Source organism: Streptomyces mutomycini (genome assembly GCF_001700505.1).
GTDB lineage: Bacteria > Actinomycetota > Actinomycetes > Streptomycetales > Streptomycetaceae > Streptomyces > Streptomyces mutomycini.
This window is the reverse complement of sequence record NZ_MAPV01000112.1, coordinates 1-18,646: the sequence shown is the minus strand read 5'-3', so window position 1 is coordinate 18,646 and position 18,646 is coordinate 1. Positions and strand designations below refer to the sequence as shown.

Genomic DNA, 18,646 nt, shown 5'->3' with positions numbered 1-18,646 from the left:
GTTAACCTGCCCGGGCCGGGTGCCCTAGTACGGGTGGGGAGTGACATGGAACAGATAACGGTGCGCAGCAGGCCGCGAGTGCCTGCCATCACATGTGGGAGCGGTGCGACCAGTTCGCGCCTCGACCGCCATCTCGCAGTGCTGGGCGGCCCCGCCGTTCCGCAGCGCGAGTCGGCGGAAGCGACGCTGCTGATGCTCGAGCTCACCTCGCGCGACGCCGCGCACACCCGCAGGAGCAGGAGCGCGCGTGTCTCGCTCTTCGCCCCCCTGCGGCGACTGCGGCGCTCGCTCCTGGGCAGCCGCCGCTGACCGACGGCTGTCACGACCGGTCCGGCCCTTCGTTCAGGGCCGCGGCCACGATCACTCCGTCCCGACGCAGTGCTGCTGTCCGCCCGTCATCCCCAGGGCCGGCAGCGTTGCGTCGGTGTGTTCCCCGCGCCGGCACGGCACCCATCGGCGCCGGTGCCCCCCGCCCACCGCTGTGGCGGGCTCTCCACCGCGCCCCTGGCGGGTCGCCCCGCGACGGGACGCGAGACCTCACAGCAGTGCGAACTGCCCCTCCGGTCCCTCCTCCTGGTGATCCAGTACGGACGCGGGACGCCGGGCCGAGGCGGGGACGGGACGCAGCCCGGCCGTGCTCAGTTCGTTCCGGCTCAGCGCGCCGACCCGCTCCAGCCGGTCCCGCAGGGCCTGTTGCCGGGGCCGCAGCCCGTCGAGCAGCGCCAGCACGCTGATCAGTTCCAGCAGTTCCGACGTACGCTCGCGCGGCCAGCCGCGCGGTCCCACCGCCGCCAGCCCCTCTGCCGCCGGCCCCTCCGCCGCCGCCCTTCGGCGCTCGAACCAGAGCTCCAGCATCCGTACCCCGCTGACCCTGAAGTCCCAGGCCCCGGCGGGGACGGGCGAGACGCGTCCCTCGCCGAGGACGATCGCCTCCTCGCCCGCGTCGTAGTGCGCCCCGCCCGGCCGGGGCGGGATTGCGGCCCGCACGTACGGGCGACGGCCGCCGGGCATGCGCGGGCGTTCTCCGCCGCGTGCCCCGCGCAGATGGAGGCGGAGCAGCTCCTGTCCGAGTTCCACGCCCTCCGCCCACAGCTCACCGTCGGCGGGCAGCGGGACAAGGGGGCCGGCTGGGGAGGGGACGGCCGCGGCGAGGGTCCAGGCGAGGACGTGTTCGGCGGTGACCGGCCCCCCGTACCGGGCTGCCAGCAGTGCGGACAGCCCCGGTGCGAGATTGGGCTCCCGTCCGCCCGGCCGCCGGTAGAGCGGCCGTATCCGGCCGGGCCGTCCGGCGGGGGAATGCCCGTCGGGCAGCAGCGCGGTCGCGAAGAGGGCGGGGCCGCTGTCCTGAGGGACGTATCCGTGCTCGACGGCGAAGAGCTGGTGTCCGTCGGCGACCCGCCACAGCTCGGGGCGGGCCGCGTCGAGCAGCCGGTGGTCGGGAATCAGCCACTGTTCGTCGAAGGGGCCGTGCAGGATACGTACCGGTTCGGGGTACGGCCCCGGGTCCCGGGCGAACGCGCTCGTCCCGGTGGACCGGCCCGGCAGGGCTGCGGCCGGGGTCAGCGGAGTACGTGAGCGACTGGGCCGGAACAGGCGCTCCTGCTCGGCGCCGTCCGCCGCCACCAGCAGGTCCCAGCGGGCCCGGAGCGAGGCGGCGTCGGGGGCCGTCACCCAGGGACGCCCCGTCCTCAGGGGCCGTACCGACCAGGGCATGAGGTCGTCCAGCAGCGGGAGCGCGTCGCCCCCGCCGGCTCCGGCCGCCGCCCGTGCTGCCACCGTGTCGTCCTCCCCGTCGCCACGTCCGCCGCTCACGGCATCGTAACGACCGCCCGGCATCGCGACGACGCCCCGTCGATGCTGACGACGGGGCGTTGCATTGGACGACGGCCGGTCGCGGCTCCGCCGTCAGTGCGCGTCGACGGTCACGGAGAAGGAGAAACGGTCCCCCCGGTAGCGGATGCGCGCCACGTCCACCACCGAGCCGTCCTCGTCGTACGTCACACCGGTGTAGTGCAGGATCGGGCTGAGCAGCGGGATCTGGAGCAGCTCGGCCGTGACGGGGTCGGCGAGGCGGGCCTCCACGGTGTCGGTGATCCGCGAGATGCGTACGCCGATGGCGTCGCGCAGCACCTTGGTCATGGGCCACCGTTCCAGATCGGCCACGTCGAGACGGGCGGCGATCTCCGGGCGCACCGCGTTCTCCGCCCAGTTGGTGGGCTCGCCGGTCCCCTCGTCGCAGCGGAGCCGCCGGTAGCTGACCACCTCGGGGCAGTCCGGGAAGAACTCGGCGAGATCACCGGGGACCGGCGCTCTGCCGTGGCCGAGCACGGTCGTCCGCTCGCCCGACTGCTGGGCGACGATCGTGTCGATCGAACCCAGCAGCCGGACCGGCGACACCCGGCGCGCGCGCGGCTCGATGAACGTGCCGCGCCGGCGGTGCCTGCTGATCAGCCCCTCGCTCTCCAGCTCCTTGAGGGCCTGGCGCATCGTGAGGACGCTCACGCCGTAGTGCGCGGCCAGCTGCTCCTCGGTGGGCAGCCGCGTGGAGGCGTTCTGGGGGCGGCCCAGTATGGAAGCCCGGAGGGACTGCGAGACCTGGTACCAGAGAGGGAGTTTCCGGTTCAGCACCAGGGAGTCGGGGGCGAATCCGGGCGCCCGGCTCGCCTCGTTCACCTGATCCATCCGGTTCACCTGACCTCTCTGGTGCGGTGCGGCCGGCGATGCGGTCTCACGGCCGGAAGTTGCCGCTCAGACCCTGCCACACGTCGTCGTATCCGCGCTGCAGATGGTCCGCGCCCGCTGCCTGCGCGGTCGCCGTGACGGGCCAGCGGGTCTCGAACATGAACGCCAGGCCGTCGTCGATCTTCTGAGGCTTCAGGTCCGCGTCGCTCGCCCGGTCGAAGGTCTCACGGTCGGGGCCGTGCGCCGACATCATGTTGTGCAGCGAGCCGCCGCCCGGCACGAAACCGCCCGCCTTGGCGTCGTACGCGCCCTCGATGAGGCCCATGTACTCGCTCATGACGTTGCGGTGGAAGTAGGGCGGACGGAAGGTGTCCTCGCCGACCAGCCAGCGCGGGGCGAAGACGACGAAGTCGACGCCCGCGAGACCCGGGGTGTCGGACGGCGAGGTCAGCACGGTGAAGATCGACGGGTCCGGATGGTCGTAGCTGATGCTGCCCATCACGTTGAAGCGGCGCAGGTCGTAGACGTACGGCGTGTGGTTGCCGTGCCAGGCGACGACGTCGAGCGGCGAGTGCCCGTACGTCGCCGACCAGAGGTTCCCGCAGAACTTGTTGACCACCTCGACCGGGCCCTCGCGGTCCTCGTACGCCGCGACGGGGGCCAGGAAGTCACGCGCGTTGGCCAGGCCGTTGGCACCGATCGGGCCCAGGTCGGGCAGGACGAAGGGCTGCCCGTAGTTCTCGCAGACATAGCCGCGGGCGGTGCTGTCCAGCAGCTCGACGCGAAAGCGGACACCACGCGGGATCAGCGCCACGTGGCCGGGCTCGGCCCGCAGCAGGCCCAGTTCGGTGCGGAGCAGCAGGCCGCCGTGCTCGGGGACGATCAGGAGCTCCCCGTCGGAGTCGCTGAACACCCGGTCGGTCATGGAGGAGTCCGCGCTGTACAGGTGCACGGCCATGCCGGTGCGCTGGGTGGCGTCGCCGTTGCCGCCCAGCGTCCACAGGCCGGTCAGGAAGTCCGTGCCGGGCGCGGGGTCGGGGAGCGGGTCCCAGCGCAGCCGGTTGGGGTCGGGGACGGTCTCGTTGAACGGGGCGGTGCGCAGGGTGCCGTTGTCGATGCGGACGAAGGCGGGATGGGCGGCCGAGGGGCGGATCCGGTAGAGCCAGGACCGGCGGTTGTGGGCGCGCGGTTCGGTGAAGGCCGATCCGCTGAGCTGCTCCGCGTACAGCCCGAGGGGAGCTCGCTGGGGCGAGTTCCGGCCATGCGGCAGGGCGCCCGGAACTGCCTCCGAGCTGTGTTCGTTGCCGAAGCCGGAGGTGTGGGCGAGATTCTCCGCCGTCTTCCTCGCCTGCTCGATGCCGCTCATCATGTGCTCCCGGTGGATGGGGAATCCCGTGGATCCCCTGACGAAGAATCCTATGGATCACCGTAGGAATCGAAACGTGGCCCGTCAACGGCATACGGGCATCATGGAGCCGTGTCCCACGCTCATACGAACCTCCGACGCGTCCCCGTGCAGCAACGCAGCGCCGACCGGCTCGCCCGCATCCTCGACGCCGGCGCCTCGCTGCTCGACGAGGCCGGCTACGAGCAGCTCTCCACCCGGGCGGTGGCCGACCGGGCCGGAGTGCCGATCGGCTCCGTCTACCGCTTCTTCCCCAACAAGAGGGCACTGGTCGACGCCCTGGCGGAGCGGAACCTCGAGGCCTACGCCGGGCGGGTCGTGGCCAGGCTGGAGACGATCCCGGAGCGGGAGTGGCGTACGGCCATCGACGCCGTGCTCGACGAGTACCTGGCGATGAAGCGCTCCGTCGCCGGCTTCGCGCTCGTCGACTTCGGCCCTCCCGTGCCCGTCGCCGGTCCGCTCGACGCGGAGGTGAACCGGCGCGTGGCGGGACGCCTCGCGCAGCTGCTCGCCGGCCACCTCGGCCAGGGGCGCGAGGAGGACCCCGGCCGGGCGCGCGACGCAGGCGCCGGCGACGACGGTCTGGTCCGCACGGTCCTGGTCTGCGTGCAGGCCGCGGACGCCCTGCTCCAGCTCGCCTTCCGCGCCGACCCGGCGGGCGACCCCGGCCTGATAGCGGAGACCCGGGTCCTGCTCCAGGCCTATCTCGCGAGGGTCCTCGAGTAATCCCGCGCGGGCGGCGGAACAACGGGTTGCTCCAGCACCTCGCCAGCAATCCGTACCGGTCGGTATGCTCGGTCCGCCGGGAGCCCGCGCCCGCCGAGCGCGCCGCGGGACGCCGGATCACGCCCGCGCGCCACCGCTGCCGCCGCCCCGGGGAGGGCCCATGTCCCACGAATCCCGCACCGCTCTGCGTGTCTGCCCGCTCTGCGAGGCCACCTGCGGACTCACCCTCACCATCGAGGGGACCACGGTCACCGGTGCCCGCGGTGACCGCGAGGACGTTTTCAGCCGGGGCTTCATCTGCCCCAAGGGTGCCTCCTTCGGGGGGCTCGACGCCGACCCCGACCGGCTGCGCGCCCCGCTGGTACGCACGGACGGCGTCCTGCGCGAGGCGACCTGGAGCGAGGCCTTCGACGCGATCGCCGCGAAGATCCCCGCCCTGGTCCGGGAACACGGCAAGCAGGCCGTCGGCGTCTTCCTCGGCAACCCCAATGTGCACACGGTGGCCGGCGGGCTCTATCCGCCGCTCCTCCTGTCCGCCCTCGGCACACGCAACGTCTTCTCCGCCAGCACCCTGGACCAGATGCCCAAGCACGTCTCCAGCGGACTGCTCTTCGGTGACGCCGGCGCCATCCCCGTGCCGGACCTCGACCGCACAGCCCACCTGCTGCTGATCGGTGCCAACCCGCTGGAGTCCAACGGCAGTCTCTGCACCGCCCCCGACTTCCCGGGCAAGCTCAAGGCGCTCCGCCGGAGGGGCGGCACCCTCACCGTCATCGACCCGCGCCGCACCCGCACCGCGCGCCTCGCCGACCGGCACGCCGCCATCAGGCCCGGCACCGACGCCCTCCTGCTCGCCGCGCTCACCCAGGTCGTCATCGAGGAGAAGCTCGCCGACCCGGGAGCACTGGCCGAGCACCTCGACGGCTACGACGAACTGGCCGAGGCCATCACGGACTTCACCCCAGAGGCGGTGGCCGCGGCCTGCGACCTGGAAGCGGACACCATCCGGGAGATCGCCCGCGAACTGGCGGCGGCACCCGCGGCGGCGGTCTACGGGCGCATCGGCAGCTGCACCGTCGAGCACGGCACCCTGGCCAGCTGGCTCGTCGATGTACTCAACATCCTCACCGGCAACCTCGACCGCCCCGGCGGTGCGCTCTTCCCGCTCTCCGCCACCGCCCGCGCCCCGCGCCCCGCCGGCCCCGGCAAGGGCTTCGCCCTCGGCCGCTGGAGGAGCAGGGTCTCGGGACACCCCGAGGCCAAGGGTGAACTGCCCGCCGCCGCCATCGCCGAGGAGATCGAGACGCCGGGGGAGGGCCGGATCCGGGCCCTGATCGTCATCGCCGGCAACCCGGTGCTCTCCGCCCCCGACGGGGACCGCCTGGACCGGGCGCTCGCCGACGGCCTCGACTTCATGATCAGCGTCGATCCCTACCTCAACGAGACGGCGCGCCACGCGGACGTCGTGCTGCCCCCGCCGCCGCCCTCGCAGACCCCCCACTTCGACTTCGCGTTCAACTCCCTCGCCGTCCGCAACCAGGTGCGCTACAGCCGCCCCGCCGTTCCGCTGGAGGACGGGCGGATGGACGAGAGCGAGATCCTCGCCAGGCTCGTCCTCGCCGTCGGCGGCATGCACGGCGCACCGGCGGAGGCGGTCGACGACCTGGCCATCGGCACGGCGCTCACCAAGGCGGGTGCCCCCGAGGCGCTCGCCGGCGAACTGACCGGCCGCACCGGCGCGGAGCGGCGCCTCGACCTGATGCTGCGCCTCGGTCCCTACGAGCTCACGCTGGAGCAGGTCCTCGCACAGCCGCACGGCATCGACCTCGGCCCGCTGGAGCCGCGCCTCCCGCAGGTGCTCAAGACCCGCAGCGGCCGCATCGAGCTCTTCCCGGAGCCGATCGCCGCCGATCTGCCCCGGCTCCGCGCGTCGCTCGGTGAGCGCCCCGCCGGACTCGTCCTCGTCGGCCGCCGCCATCTGCGTTCCAACAACAGCTGGATGCACAACGTCGCCGCACTGCGCGGCGGTTCGAACGTCTGCACCCTGCAGATCCATCCCGACGACGCGACGCGGATCGGCCTGGCCGAAGGCGACACCGCCCGGATCACGGCGGCGGGCGGCGAGGTCGAGGCGCCTGTCGAGATCACCGACTCGGTGCGCGCAGGTGTCGTGAGCCTCCCGCACGGCTGGGGCCACAGCCGTCCGGGCACGCGCATGTCGGTCGCGGGGGCGGACCCGGGCGTCAACGTCAACCAGCTCCTGGACGGCACCCTGCTGGACCCGCTGTCCGGCACGGCTGTGCTAAACGCCGTCCCCGTCTCCGTAGCACCAACTCGTTGACCTGGGGTTTTGCTCGTATTGCTCACACGTCAACATCTTGTTAACGCTGCTTCAGGGCCCCTAACGTCATCCGGACCGCCGGCACCGGTGAGAGTTCAAAGGTGAACGTTAGGTAACCCATATGTTGACAGTCCTCGGTTTCGCCATGATCGCGACCTTCCTGGTCCTGATCATGACGAAGAAGATGTCGCCGATCGCGGCGCTGGTCCTGATTCCCGCCCTGTTCTGCGTGGCCGTCGGACAGGGCGCCAAGCTCGGTGACTACGTCATCGAGGGTGTCGGCACCCTCGCACCGACCGCGGCGATGCTGATGTTCGCCATCGTCTACTTCGGCGTGATGATCGACGTCGGCCTCTTCGACCCGATCGTCCGGGGCATCCTGCGCTTCTGCAGGGCCGACCCGATGCGGATCGTCATCGGCACGGCGCTGCTCGCGGCGATCGTCTCGCTGGACGGCGACGGTTCCACCACCTTCATGATCACGGTCTCGGCCATGTACCCGCTCTACAAGCGGCTGAAGATGAGCCTGGTCGTGATGACCTGCGTCGCCGCCACGGCGAACGGCGTCATGAACACCCTGCCCTGGGGCGGCCCCACCGCCCGGGCGGCCACCGCGCTCAAGGTGGACGCGGCCGACATCTTCGTCCCGATGATCCCGGCCCTCGCCGTCGGGCTCCTCGCCGTCATCCTCCTCGCCTGTGCCCTGGGGCGTCGCGAGCGCAAGCGGCTCGGCACGCTCACCCTCGACGAGGCGCTGGTGACCGAGCCCGAGACCGTCCTCGTCGGCGCGGGCGGCGGCGACCGGCTCACCAAGGCACCGACGGGTGCCGCGACCGGCTCCGGCGCCGGTGGTGCGGGCGGCGCGGAGGACGCCGAAGGTGATGACGAGGAGCAGGAGTTCAAGGGCCTCGACCCCGACAGGTCCACCCTGCGCCCCAGGCTCTACTGGTTCAACGCCGGTCTCACGGTCGCACTGCTGGCCGCGATGATCATGGAACTCATGCCGATCCCCGTGCTCTTCCTGCTCGGCGCGGCCCTCGCCCTCACCGTCAACTTCCCCCACATGCCCGACCAGCGCGCCAGGATCGCGGCCCACGCCGACAACGTGCTCAACGTCTCCGGCATGGTCTTCGCCGCGGCTGTCTTCACCGGCGTCCTCACCGGCACCGGTATGGTCGAACACATGGCGGACTGGCTCGTCGGGGCGATCCCCGACGCCATGGGCCCCCACATGGCCGTCGTCACCGGTGTCCTGAGCCTTCCCCTCACCTACTTCATGTCCAACGACGGCTTCTACTTCGGAGTGCTGCCCGTGCTTGCCGAGGCCGGCGCCGCCCACGGCGTCTCCCACCTGGAGATCGCCCGCGCCTCCATCGTCGGACAGCCGCTGCACATGTCGTCCCCGCTCGTGCCCGCCGTCTACGTCCTGGTCGGCATGGCCAAGGTCGAATTCGGCGACCACACCCGGTTCACGGTCAAGTGGGCCGTGCTCACCTCGCTGGTGGTCCTCGGTGCGGGCATCCTCTTCGGAATCATCTGATGCCTCCGGAACCACGGCCCGGCAGGGGCTGGCTGCTGCGCCTCGTCATCGCCTTCGCCTTCGCGCAGGGGGCGGTTTCGATGGCGCGGCCCGCCGTCTCCTACCGGGCTCTCTCGCTGGGTGCCGACGAGCGTGCGATCGGCGTCATCGCGGGTGTGTACGCGCTCCTGCCGCTCTTCGCCGCCGTGCCGCTGGGCCGCCGGACCGATCACGGCCGGTGCGCACCGCTGCTGCCGGTCGGTGTTCTCCTGATCGGCGGCGGCTGCGCGCTCAGCGGCACCTCGGGCTCCCTCGCTGCGCTCGCCGCCTGGAGCGGCGTCAGGCGGCGGCTGCGCGCTCAGCGGCACCTCGGGCTCCCTCGCTGCGCTCGCCGCCTGGAGCGGCGTCATGGGCCTTGGCCACCTCTGCTTCGTGATCGGCGCGCAGTCGCTGGTCGCCCGGCAGTCGGCCCCTGCCGAACAGGACCGCAATTTCGGCCACTTCACCATCGGCGCCTCCCTGGGCCAGCTCATCGGGCCGATCGCCGCGGGCTACCTCATCTCCGAGCGGGACGGAGCGATGGCCCGTACGAGTGCCCTCGCCCTGCTGGTCTCCGCGGTCGTCGCCGCCGTCTCCTTCACCTCACTGTGGCGCATCGAGCACCGCGGGACCGGCGGTTCGCCCCGGCGGAGCGCCCGGAAGGTTCCGGTCGGCGGCATCCTGCGTACCCGGGGGGTTCCGGCCGGCATCTTCATCAGCCTCGCCGTGCTCAGCGCCACCGACATCCTCACCGCCTACCTGCCGGTCGTCGGCGAACACCGCGGCATCGCACCCGCCACGGTCGGCCTGCTGCTCAGCCTGCGGGCCGCCGCGACCATCGCCTGCCGCCTCGTCATGACACCGATGCTGCGGGCGGTGGGCAGGGCCGCGCTGCTCTCCACGACCTGCCTGCTCGGCGGCCTGCTCTGTGCGGCCATCGCCCTGCCCGTCCCCGTGTGGGGGCTCGCCGTGATGCTCGCCGTGCTCGGCTTCTGCCTCGGGGTCGGCCAGCCGCTCTCGATGACCACCGTGGTCCAGGCGGCCCCCGTGGCGGCCCGTTCCACCGCGCTCGCCCTGCGGCTCACCGGCAACCGCCTCGGCCAGGTCGCTGCCCCCGCCGCCGCCGGGCTGATCGCCGGAGTCGCGGGTACCGCCGCGCCGTTCGTGATGCTCGGTGCCCTGCTCGCCGGGGCGGCGGGCCTCGGACTGCGCGGCGGCGGGACCCCGGCTGCCGGCCCGCCTCCCGGTCCGGCCCCCGGGCCACGCGCCGAACACCCCGGCGTCAGGCGGAACTCCGCCTGACACGGTCCCTGCGCCGGGTGGGCTCCGTGGACGCTCGAGGACATTCACCGGCCCGGCGTGCGAGTGTGGCGTCGGCCGTGCGTGACCTGTGTCTCCAGCCGTTCCCTGGCGCCGAAAAACTAACAGCGCTAGTTTGGGCCCGGGACGGCATCCGTCCGTATGACGCACGGCTTCGGCGGCAGGCAGAGCGAGCCCGGGAGGAACAGCCATGAAGGCGCATGACGGGATGTACATCGGCGGGGAGTGGCGGCCCGCCTCGGGCCGGGACACGATCGCGGTCGTGAACCCGGCGGACGAGCAGGTCATCGGCCATGTCCCGGCGGGCACCGCCGAGGACGTGGACGCCGCGGTGCGCGCCGCACGTGCCGCGTTCCCCGGCTGGGCCGCCACCCCGCCCGCCGAGCGCGCCGGGAGGATCGCCGCGCTGCGCGACGTACTCGCCGCCCGCAAGGACGAGATCGCCGAGACGGTCACCGCGGAGCTCGGCTCGCCACTGCCGCTCTCCCAGATGGTGCACGCGGGCGTACCGGTGCTGGTCGCCGGTTCGTACGCCGAGCTGGCCGCCTCGTACTCCTTCGAGGAGAAGCTGGGCAACTCCACCGTCCTGCTGGAGCCCGTCGGCGTCGTCGGCGCGATCACGCCCTGGAACTACCCGCTCCACCAGATCGTCGCCAAGGTGGCCCCGGCGCTGGCAGCGGGATGCACCGTCGTCCTCAAGCCGGCCGAGGACACCCCGCTCACCGCGCAGCTCTTCGCCGAGGCCACCCAGGAGGCGGGCCTGCCGGCCGGCGTCTTCAACCTGGTCACCGGCATCGGGGCGGTCGCCGGTCAGGCGCTCGCCGAGCACGAGGACGTCGACCTGGTCTCGTTCACCGGATCAACCGCCGTCGGCAGGCAGATCGGCGCCACCGCGGGAGCGGCAGTCAAGCGCGTCGCACTGGAGCTCGGCGGCAAGTCCGCCAACGTGATCCTGCCGGGAGCCGACCTCGCCAAGGCCGTCAACGTCGGTGTCGCCAACGTGATGTCCAACTCCGGACAGACCTGCAGCGCCTGGACGCGGATGCTGGTCGACGCCGAGCGGTACGAGGAGGCGGTGGGCCTCGCCGCCACGGCCGTCGCGAAGTACGTCCCCGGGGAGCGGGTCGGCCCCCTCGTCAACGCCAAGCAGCAGGCGCGGGTGCGGGGTTACATCGAGAAGGGCGTCGAGGAAGGTGCCCGGCTCGTCGCGGGAGGCCCCGAGGACCCCAAGGGCCAGGGCTACTACGTCAGCCCCACCGTCTTCGCCGACGTCACCCCGGACATGACCATCGCGCAGGAGGAGATCTTCGGCCCGGTCCTGTCCATCCTGAAGTACGAGGACGTGGACGACGCCCTGCGGATCGCCAACGACACCGTGTACGGGCTGGCCGGCGCCGTCTGGGGCGCAGACGACGAGGAGGCCGTGGCCTTCGCCCGCCGCATGGACACCGGGCAGGTCGACATCAACGGGGGACGCTTCAACCCCCTGGCGCCCTTCGGCGGCTACAAGCAGTCGGGGGTGGGCCGCGAACTCGGCCCGCACGGCCTCTCCGAGTACCTCCAGACCAAGTCCCTCCAGTTCTGATCCTTCACGCCGATCCACCGAGGAGTCTGTTCGTGGTCCGCGCCGCCGTACTGCCCGCCGTCGGAGCTCCGCTGGAGATCACCGACATCGAACTCCCGGAGCCCGGCCCCGGCCAGGTGAGCGTCAGCCTCGCCGCCGCCGGTGTCTGCCACTCCGACCTGTCCCTGTCCAACGGCACCATGCGGTTGCCCGTCCCGGCCGTACTCGGCCACGAGGGCGCCGGGACGGTGCTCGCCGTCGGCGAGGGCGTCACCCACGTCGCCGCCGGCGACCCGGTGGTCCTCAACTGGGCGCCGTCGTGCGGAGCGTGCTTCCACTGCGGGATCGGCGAGGTCTGGCTCTGCGCCGACGCGCTCAAGGGCGCGGCGAACATCCACGCCCGTACGGCCGGCGGCACCGAGCTGCACCCCGGCCTGAACGTCGCGGCCTTCGCCCAGGAGACCGTCGTAGCCGCGAACTGCGTGCTGCCCGCCCCGGCCGGCATCCCGCTCGACGACGCCGCCCTGCTCGGCTGCGCGGTCCTGACCGGATACGGGGCTGTCCACCACTCCGCCCAGGTGCGCGAGGGCGAGAGCGTCGTCGTCTTCGGTATCGGCGGAGTCGGCCTCGCCGTCCTGCAGTCCGCCCGGATCGCCGGAGCGTCGAAGATCATCGCCGTGGACGTGTCGCCGGAGAAGGAGGAGCTGGCCCGCAGGGCCGGCGCCACCGACTACGTCGTCGCGTCCGACACCACACCCCGCGCCGTCCGCAAGCTCACCGGAGGGCAGGGCGCGGACGTCGCCGTGGAGTGCGTGGGCCGGCCCGCCACCATCCGCGGCGCCTGGGAGTCGACCCGCCGCGGCGGCCGCACCACCGTCGTCGGCATCGGCGGCAAGGACCAGCAGGTGAGCTTCAACGCCCTGGAGATCTTCCACTGGGGCCGCTCCCTCACCGGCTGCGTCTACGGGAACAGCGACCCGGCCCGCGACCTGCCGGTGCTCGCCGAGCACATCCGCGCCGGACGGTTCGACCTCTCCATGATGGTCACGGAGCGGATCTCACTGGACGGTATCCCGGCGGCCTTCGACAACATGATCGCGGGCAGGGGCGGACGCGCCCTGGTCGTGTTCTAGACGGCGACGCGAGGTTCGGCGGGGCGGCACGGCACGCCGCCCCGCCGAACCGTGCGGCAGCGCGGCGGCCCGCACGTCGTCCCTCCGGCGCGGAGGCATGGTCCCGCGCCGGAAGCCGGAAGGATGATGTCCCTCAGGCGGCCGTGGCGGTTTCCGCTTCCCCACGGAGCCGGCGCGCACGGGTCCGCGAGACCGCGACCCCGGCCAGGCAGAGCATGCCGCCCGCGACGGTGAGCAGTGCGGGCACCTCGTCCAGCAGCAGCCAGGACATCAGCACCACCAGGGCGGGCACCGCGTACGTCGTCGCGCCCATCCGCCCCGCCGTGGTGCGCGCCAGCGCGTAGGCCCAGGTGGTGAAGGCCAGCGCGGTCGGGAACACGCCGAGATAGATCATGTTCAGCGTGGCGGACACCGGGGCGTCGGCAGCCTCGGAGACGAGTGCGCCGGTGAACGGCAGGCAGGCGAGCGTACCGATCAGGCAGCCGAACGTCGTGATCTGCAGCGGTGATCCGTGCCGCAGCGCCGGCTTCTGGATGACCACCCCGCCCGCGTACGAAAGCGCGGCCACCAGGCACAGGAGCACACCGAGCACCGAGGAGCTCCCGTGTCCCGACATGGAGAGACCGACGACGACGGCGCCCGCGAACGAGATTCCCATGCCCGTCAGGAGGCGGCGGGGCAGCCCCTCCCCGAGCAGCTTCGCGCCCAGCAGCGCCATCAGGATCGGGCCGACGTTCACGATCATGGCGGCCGTGCCCGCGTCGACCTGCTGCTCACCCCAGTTGAGCACCACCATGTAGAGCCCGAACCAGAGCAGCCCGGAGCCGATGATGCCGGGCCACGCCGCTCGCGACGGCAGCCCCTCGCGGCGTGCGAGCAGGATCATGCCGAGGGTCAGGGTGCCGGCGAGGAGCCGGCCCAGTGCCAGGGCGCCCGGTGAGTACGCCTCACCCGCGCTGCGGATGGACACGAACGCGGAGGCCCACAGGAGGACCGTGGTGCACGCGGCGGCCGGGGCACGCCAGTCGCGGCCGGTGGCCGGCGCGGCGGGGCGCGCTGTCGGAGTCGTCGTCATGGACCTGACGGTAAGCGGAGAACGCTTCGGGGCCCACCGAATTGTCAGCTCCCGTCAAGTGTCGCGGGCTCGATGCCCAGATGCTCCGGGCCATGCGTCCAGGATGCGTCAGGCACCGTTCGGCGCGGGCCGAACCGTGCGCTCGACCGTCTGCTCGTACTGGAGGGCGAGGCCGTCCAGCAGGGCGCGCAGCCCCGTCTCGAAGGCGCCCTCGTCGACCTGCTGGCGGCGGTCGGCCAGGAGGTGGGCCTGGCCGAGGTGGGGGTAGTCGGCGGGGTCGTACGCCGTCTCGTCGTTGACGAACCCGCGGGCGAATGAGCCCAGCGCCGACCCGGTGATGAAGTAGCGCATCAGCGCGCCGATGTAGGTGGCCTGGGCCGGCGGCCAGCCGGCCCGGACCATGGCGCCGAAGACCGCGTCGGCGACCCGCAGACCGGCCGGACGGCGGCCCGGTCCCTGGGCGAGCACCGGGACGATGTGCGGGTGCGCCGCGAGTGCCGCGCGGTAGGAGACGGCCCAGTCGTGCAGCGCCGCGGGCCAGTCGCGCGGGTCCGACTCCTCGAACATCGACAGGTCGACCTGCGCGGACACGGCATCGGCGACCGCGTCGAGGATCTCGTCCTTGTTCCGGAAGTGGTTGTAGAGCGAGGGCCCGCTCACCCCCAGTTCGGCGGCGAGGCGGCGGGTCGAGACGGCGTCCAGCCCCTCGGCGTCGACGAGCGCGCTCGCCGCCCCGACGATGCGGTCTCTGCTGAGGAGGGGCTTGCGCGGTCGGGCCATGCGGCACATAGTAGGGCCTGCAAGCAGAAAACTAGCAGTGCTAATTAAAAGTAGGTGTCGCAGGATGAATCTGGAGCTGAGCGAGGAGCAGGACGCCGTCCGGCAGCTCGCCGAGGACTTCGTCGCACGGGAGATCACCCCGCATGTCGTCGAGTGGGACCGCGCCGAGAGTGTCGACAAGTCGATCGTGAAGAAGCTGGGCGCACTCGGTTTCCTCGGGCTGACGATCCCGGAGGAGTACGGCGGCTCCGGCGGGGACCACCTCGCCTACTGCCTGGTGACCGAGGAGCTCGGCCGCGGTGACTCCTCGGTGCGCGGCATCGTGTCCGTCTCGCTCGGCCTGGTCGCCAAGACGGTCGCGTCCTGGGGCAGCGAGGAGCAGAAGCAGCAGTGGCTGCCGAAGCTCACCGCGGGCGAGGCCGTCGGCTGCTTCGGCCTCACCGAGCCGGGGACCGGCTCCGACGCGGGAAACCTGACCACCAGGGCCGTGCGCGACGGAGGGGGCACCTCCCGCTCGAGCGGAGCCGGGAGTGGGGGAGACTACGTCATCAACGGCTCCAAGATGTTCATCACCAACGGCACCTGGGCCGATGTGATCCTCCTGTTCGCCCGCACCAACGACACTCCGGGTCACCGGGGCGTCTCCGCCTTCCTGGTGCCGGCCGACACGCCGGGCGTGACCCGGCGCACCGTCCACGGCAAGCTCGGGCTGCGCGGCCAGGCCACGGCCGAACTGGTGCTGGAGGACGTCCGCGTCCCCGCTTCCGCCCTCCTGGGCCCCGAGGGCAAGGGCTTCTCCATCGCCATGTCCGCCCTGGCCAAGGGCCGGATGTCGGTCGCGGCGGGCTGTGTCGGCATCGCGCAGGCCGCCCTGGACGCCGCCGTGCGCTACGCGGGCGAGCGTGAGCAGTTCGGCAAGTCCATCGCGAGCTACCAACTCGTCCAGGAACTCATCAGCGACATCTCCGTCGACGTCGACGCCGCCCGCATGCTGACCTGGCGCGTCGCCGACCTCGTCGACCGGGGGCAGGACTTCGACACCGCGGCGTCCACGGCCAAGCTCTTCGCCTCCGAGGCCGCGGTCCGTGCGGCGAACAACGCCCTGCAGGTCTTCGGCGGGTACGGCTACATCGACGAGTACCCCGTCGGCAAGCTGGTCAGGGACGCCCGCGTGATGACCCTGTACGAGGGCACCAGCCAGATCCAGAAGCTGATCATCGGCCGGGCGCTCACGGGGGTCTCCGCCTTCTGATGCCTTCCGGGCCTCCTGGGGTCCCCTCTCCTGGGGGCGACGGCCCCGTGGCCCCCTGGGCAGGGCTGCTTCTGAGTACCGGCTGAGTACGCCGGCGGATACCGGCGTACGCCACCGCGGCGGATGCTGTGCGGCATGAGTGAGACAACATCGGTCAAGCAGCAGAGCACCGCGGCCTTCTACGGACAGGCCGTCCTCTCCTTCGGGGTGGCGATGGGCGCGGTGGCCCTCGGCATCTTCTTCCTCGACGCCGACGCCTGGGTGCGTGCCTTCCTCGCCATCGGCGTCCTGTATCTCGTCACCTCGTGCTTCACCCTCGCCAAGGTCATCAGGGACCGGCAGGAGGCGGGCCAGATCGTCAGCCGGGTCGACCAGGCCAGGCTGGAGAAGATCCTCGCCGAGCACGACCCCTTCCAGAAGCTCTGACGGTCTCACCGCACACACGCTCTAAGCGCTTGCTCAGGTTCGCGGTATGGTGTTCGTCCTGCCAGCGGAAAGGGGCACGTGGCGATGAGTACGGCGGAGGAGACCGACGGCGAGATCGCGCCGTGGAGCGAGGTGACGCCCGAGGCGGCCCGGCGGCTGCTCGTCGCCGCCGTCGAGGCGTTCGCCGAGCGCGGCTACCACGCGACCACCACCCGTGACATCGCCGGCCGGGCCGGGATGAGTCCCGCCGCGCTCTACATCCACTACAAGACGAAGGAAGAGCTGCTCCACCGGATCAGCAGGATCGGTCACGACCGGGCCCTGCGCCTCCTGGAGACGGCGGCCGACAGCGGCGGCACGGCGTCCGACAGGCTCGCCGACGCCGTACGGTCCTTCGTCCGCTGGCACGCCGAGCGCCACACCACGGCGCGTGTGGTGCAGTACGAACTGGAAGCCCTCAGCGAGGAGCACCGCGACGAGATCGTGGCCCTGCGCAGGAAGACCGACGCCGTGGTGCGCCGGATCATCGGCGAGGGCGTCTCGGCGGGCGAGTTCGACGTGCCGGACGTGCCGGGCACCACGCTCGCCGTCCTGTCGCTCTGCATCGACGTGGCGCGCTGGTTCAACGCGCAGGGCAGCCGGACACCCGAGGAGGTCGGCACCCTCTACGCGGACCTCGTCCTGCGCATGGTGGGCGCCCAGAAGTGAGTGACGCCGGGCACCCGCGCGCGCCCGGCGTACCTCGTGCGGATCAGAAGTAGTAGCGCGACACCGACTCCGCGACACAGGCGGGCTTGTCGCCGCCCTCGCGCTCGACGGTGACGAGCGCGGTCACCTGCACGCCGCCGCCCGCCTCCTCGACGTTCTTCAGCACGGCCGTGGCACGCAGCCGAGAGCCGACCGGGACGGTCGAGGGGAACCGGACCTTGTTGGTCCCGTAGTTGATGCCCATCTTGGCGCCCTCGACCCGCAGGATCTGCGGGACGAGCACCGGCAGCAGCGACAGCGTGAGATAACCGTGCGCGATCGTCGTACCGAAGGGGCCGCTCGCGGCGCGCTCGGGGTCCACATGGATCCACTGGTGGTCGCCCGTGGCCTCGGCGAACTGGTCGATCCTCTTCTGCTCGATCTCCAGCCAGTCGCTGTGACCGAGCTCCTCGCCCACCCCGTCCCGCAGCTCCTGAGCGGACGTGAAGATCTTCGGCTCTGCCATGTTCCTGGTCCCTGCCTTCCGGCTGTCGTTCGCCCTTCCCGGACGATGTCTAAGCGCTTGCTCAGCATGGTTGGGCCGCGCTTCCGTGTCAACGACGGACCCCGGCCGGGTTTCCGGAAGGGCGGCAGAGGCCGGGGTGCGGCCATTAGGGTTCGGGGAGTGCCACAGATTCCGCAGACATACCAAGAACTCACCGTCGGCCAGCTCTCCGCCCGCAGCGGAGCCGCAGTGTCCGCCCTGCACTTCTACGAGTCCAAGGGCCTGATCAGCAGCAGCCGCACCAGCGGCAACCAGCGCCGCTACACGAGGGACGCGCTGCGCCGGGTGGCGTTCGTCCGTGCCGCACAGCGGGTGGGTATCCCGCTCGCCACGATCCGGGAGGCGCTGGCGGAGCTGCCGGAGGAGCGCACGCCCAACCATGAGGACTGGGCCAGGCTCTCCCGGGCGTGGCGGTCGGAGCTGGACGAGCGCATCACGCAGCTGGGGCGCCTGCGCGACCACCTCACCGACTGCATCGGCTGCGGGTGCCTGTCGCTGGAGACCTGCGTGCTGTCCAACCCCGACGATGTCTTCGGCGACCGGCTGACCGGGTCACGGCTGATGCCCGAGCGGGGTGCGGCCGACCGCTCCTGAGTGCGCGCCGGCTCCGGCCGGCTGTTCCTTCGTCCCGCGGCCCTCAGGCCGCCGACGCCGTCAGTTTCCGCGTCAGTGCCCCCCTGGCCCTCGTCAGCGCGCCCGCGGTCAGGACCGGGCGCGGGACCACGATGCCGCAGCCCGTGCAGACCGGGCCGGCCCATGGCTCGCGGTCCAGATCCTGCCGCCAGACGATTCCGGTTCCCGTGCAGACCGGGCACCCCGCGCCGGGCTTCGCCCCCAGGGCGGCGATCAGCCGTCCCAGGACCTCGGCCAGGGGTGCGCTGGGGTGGACCCCCGGATCGTCGCAGTGCGCGATCCCGTAGCCGCCCCAGGTCCTGCGATGCCAGTCGTCGAATGCGCCGGGCCTGCGCAGCCCGTCGTGCTTCTCTCGGCGCCGCCGCTCGGCGAAGCCCGTCTCGTACGCGAGCCAGACGGCCCGCGCCTCCTCCAGTTCCTCCAGCGCGCGGATCAGGCGACCCGGGTCGGGCGCCCGGTCCTCGGGCTCGATCCCGTGCCGGGCGCACAGGTGATCCCA

At 72.1% G+C, this 18,646-nt stretch carries 17 protein-coding genes and 1 pseudogene; 11 read left to right on the top strand and 7 right to left on the bottom strand.

Annotated features, from left to right (window positions below):
• Positions 1-45 precede the first annotated feature (45 nt).
• On the top strand, positions 46-309 hold the full coding sequence (locus tag BFF76_RS17140; RefSeq protein ID WP_031099622.1) for a hypothetical protein: 264 nt from the start codon (positions 46-48) through the stop codon (positions 307-309).
• Positions 310-537: 228 nt separating this feature from the next.
• Here BFF76_RS17140 and BFF76_RS17135 read toward each other — a convergent pair whose 3' ends face one another.
• From BFF76_RS17135 to hmgA, 3 genes are all read right to left on the bottom strand, one after another.
• Complete coding sequence (locus BFF76_RS17135) at positions 538-1,776, bottom strand: type ISP restriction/modification enzyme (protein ID WP_065848556.1); 1,239 nt, start codon at positions 1,774-1,776, stop codon at positions 538-540.
• A 129-nt stretch (positions 1,777-1,905) separates the two neighbouring features.
• Complete coding sequence (locus tag BFF76_RS17130) at positions 1,906-2,682, bottom strand: GntR family transcriptional regulator (protein ID WP_234316897.1); 777 nt, start codon at positions 2,680-2,682, stop codon at positions 1,906-1,908.
• Between the two features lie 46 nt (positions 2,683-2,728).
• Positions 2,729-4,048 (bottom strand): homogentisate 1,2-dioxygenase, encoded by a 1,320-nt coding sequence (gene hmgA / locus BFF76_RS17125; protein ID WP_065848555.1) that lies wholly within the window; start codon positions 4,046-4,048, stop codon positions 2,729-2,731.
• 111 nt (positions 4,049-4,159) lie between these two features.
• On the opposite strand from hmgA, the gene BFF76_RS17120 reads away from it, so the two are divergent.
• From BFF76_RS17120 to BFF76_RS17095, 6 genes and pseudogenes are all read left to right on the top strand, one after another.
• Positions 4,160-4,813, top strand: a complete 654-nt coding sequence (locus BFF76_RS17120; protein WP_079122398.1) for a TetR/AcrR family transcriptional regulator — start codon at positions 4,160-4,162, stop codon at positions 4,811-4,813.
• Between the two features lie 160 nt (positions 4,814-4,973).
• Complete coding sequence (locus BFF76_RS17115) at positions 4,974-7,154, top strand: molybdopterin oxidoreductase family protein (protein WP_065848543.1); 2,181 nt, start codon at positions 4,974-4,976, stop codon at positions 7,152-7,154.
• A gap of 121 nt (positions 7,155-7,275) precedes the next feature.
• Positions 7,276-8,694: a CitMHS family transporter gene (locus BFF76_RS17110; protein ID WP_053930933.1), complete on the top strand. Its 1,419-nt coding sequence runs from the start codon at positions 7,276-7,278 to the stop codon at positions 8,692-8,694.
• Positions 8,694-10,014: pseudogene (locus BFF76_RS17105) on the top strand (MFS transporter). Before BFF76_RS17110 ends, BFF76_RS17105 begins: the two are co-directional and overlap by 1 nt.
• A 208-nt stretch (positions 10,015-10,222) precedes the next feature.
• Positions 10,223-11,617, top strand: a complete 1,395-nt coding sequence (locus BFF76_RS17100) for an aldehyde dehydrogenase family protein (protein WP_065848542.1) — start codon at positions 10,223-10,225, stop codon at positions 11,615-11,617.
• 32 nt (positions 11,618-11,649) lie between these two features.
• Entirely contained in the window at positions 11,650-12,729 is a 1,080-nt protein-coding gene (locus tag BFF76_RS17095) for a Zn-dependent alcohol dehydrogenase (RefSeq protein ID WP_065848541.1), read from the top strand.
• A gap of 133 nt (positions 12,730-12,862) precedes the next feature.
• Here BFF76_RS17095 and BFF76_RS17090 read toward each other — a convergent pair whose 3' ends face one another.
• Both BFF76_RS17090 and BFF76_RS17085 read right to left on the bottom strand, forming a co-directional pair.
• Positions 12,863-13,804: a DMT family transporter gene (locus tag BFF76_RS17090; protein WP_065848540.1), complete on the bottom strand. Its 942-nt coding sequence runs from the start codon at positions 13,802-13,804 to the stop codon at positions 12,863-12,865.
• A gap of 108 nt (positions 13,805-13,912) precedes the next feature.
• Complete coding sequence (locus tag BFF76_RS17085; RefSeq protein WP_065848539.1) at positions 13,913-14,584, bottom strand: TetR/AcrR family transcriptional regulator; 672 nt, start codon at positions 14,582-14,584, stop codon at positions 13,913-13,915.
• 64 nt (positions 14,585-14,648) lie between these two features.
• Between BFF76_RS17085 and BFF76_RS17080 the strand changes: the two genes are divergently transcribed.
• The 3 genes from BFF76_RS17080 (at position 14,649) to BFF76_RS17070 (ending at position 16,970) form a co-directional block, all read left to right on the top strand.
• Positions 14,649-15,836, top strand: a complete 1,188-nt coding sequence (locus tag BFF76_RS17080) for an acyl-CoA dehydrogenase family protein (protein WP_065848538.1) — start codon at positions 14,649-14,651, stop codon at positions 15,834-15,836.
• 135 nt (positions 15,837-15,971) lie between these two features.
• Positions 15,972-16,262, top strand: a complete 291-nt coding sequence (locus BFF76_RS17075; RefSeq protein WP_031099588.1) for a YiaA/YiaB family inner membrane protein — start codon at positions 15,972-15,974, stop codon at positions 16,260-16,262.
• An 84-nt stretch (positions 16,263-16,346) separates the two neighbouring features.
• Complete coding sequence (locus BFF76_RS17070; RefSeq protein ID WP_065848554.1) at positions 16,347-16,970, top strand: TetR/AcrR family transcriptional regulator; 624 nt, start codon at positions 16,347-16,349, stop codon at positions 16,968-16,970.
• Positions 16,971-17,013: 43 nt separating this feature from the next.
• Here the strand turns inward: BFF76_RS17070 and BFF76_RS17065 are convergent, their stop codons facing one another.
• Positions 17,014-17,475, bottom strand: coding sequence for a MaoC family dehydratase (locus BFF76_RS17065; RefSeq protein WP_031099585.1), 462 nt, complete (start codon positions 17,473-17,475; stop codon positions 17,014-17,016).
• A gap of 159 nt (positions 17,476-17,634) precedes the next feature.
• Here BFF76_RS17065 and soxR point away from each other — a divergent pair, with 159 nt between their 5' ends.
• Positions 17,635-18,108 carry a redox-sensitive transcriptional activator SoxR gene (gene soxR, locus BFF76_RS17060; protein WP_031099582.1) on the top strand — a complete coding sequence of 158 codons (474 nt, stop codon included), beginning with the start codon at positions 17,635-17,637 and terminating at the stop codon, positions 18,106-18,108.
• A gap of 43 nt (positions 18,109-18,151) precedes the next feature.
• On the opposite strand, the gene BFF76_RS17055 is transcribed toward soxR, so the two are convergent.
• Positions 18,152-18,646: hypothetical protein (locus BFF76_RS17055; protein WP_065848537.1), on the bottom strand; the 495-nt coding region annotated here is incomplete at its 5' end.

Excerpts from the sequence above, each read along its gene's own strand:
- BFF76_RS17115 (WP_065848543.1), top strand. The coding sequence starts at position 4,974 with ATGTCCCACGAATCCCGCACCGCTCTGCGTGTCTGCCCGCTCTGCGAG.
- BFF76_RS17070 (WP_065848554.1), top strand. The coding sequence starts at position 16,347 with ATGAGTACGGCGGAGGAGACCGACGGCGAGATCGCGCCGTGGAGCGAG.
- BFF76_RS17100 (WP_065848542.1), top strand. The coding sequence starts at position 10,223 with ATGAAGGCGCATGACGGGATGTACATCGGCGGGGAGTGGCGGCCCGCC.
- BFF76_RS17130 (WP_234316897.1), bottom strand. The coding sequence starts at position 2,682 with ATGGATCAGGTGAACGAGGCGAGCCGGGCGCCCGGATTCGCCCCCGAC.
- BFF76_RS17085 (WP_065848539.1), bottom strand. The coding sequence starts at position 14,584 with ATGGCCCGACCGCGCAAGCCCCTCCTCAGCAGAGACCGCATCGTCGGG.
- BFF76_RS17090 (WP_065848540.1), bottom strand. The coding sequence starts at position 13,804 with ATGACGACGACTCCGACAGCGCGCCCCGCCGCGCCGGCCACCGGCCGC.
- BFF76_RS17075 (WP_031099588.1), top strand. The coding sequence starts at position 15,972 with ATGAGTGAGACAACATCGGTCAAGCAGCAGAGCACCGCGGCCTTCTAC.
- BFF76_RS17065 (WP_031099585.1), bottom strand. The coding sequence starts at position 17,475 with ATGGCAGAGCCGAAGATCTTCACGTCCGCTCAGGAGCTGCGGGACGGG.
- BFF76_RS17140 (WP_031099622.1), top strand. The coding sequence starts at position 46 with ATGGAACAGATAACGGTGCGCAGCAGGCCGCGAGTGCCTGCCATCACA.
- BFF76_RS17080 (WP_065848538.1), top strand. The coding sequence starts at position 14,649 with ATGAATCTGGAGCTGAGCGAGGAGCAGGACGCCGTCCGGCAGCTCGCC.
- hmgA (WP_065848555.1), bottom strand. The coding sequence starts at position 4,048 with ATGAGCGGCATCGAGCAGGCGAGGAAGACGGCGGAGAATCTCGCCCAC.
- BFF76_RS17110 (WP_053930933.1), top strand. The coding sequence starts at position 7,276 with ATGTTGACAGTCCTCGGTTTCGCCATGATCGCGACCTTCCTGGTCCTG.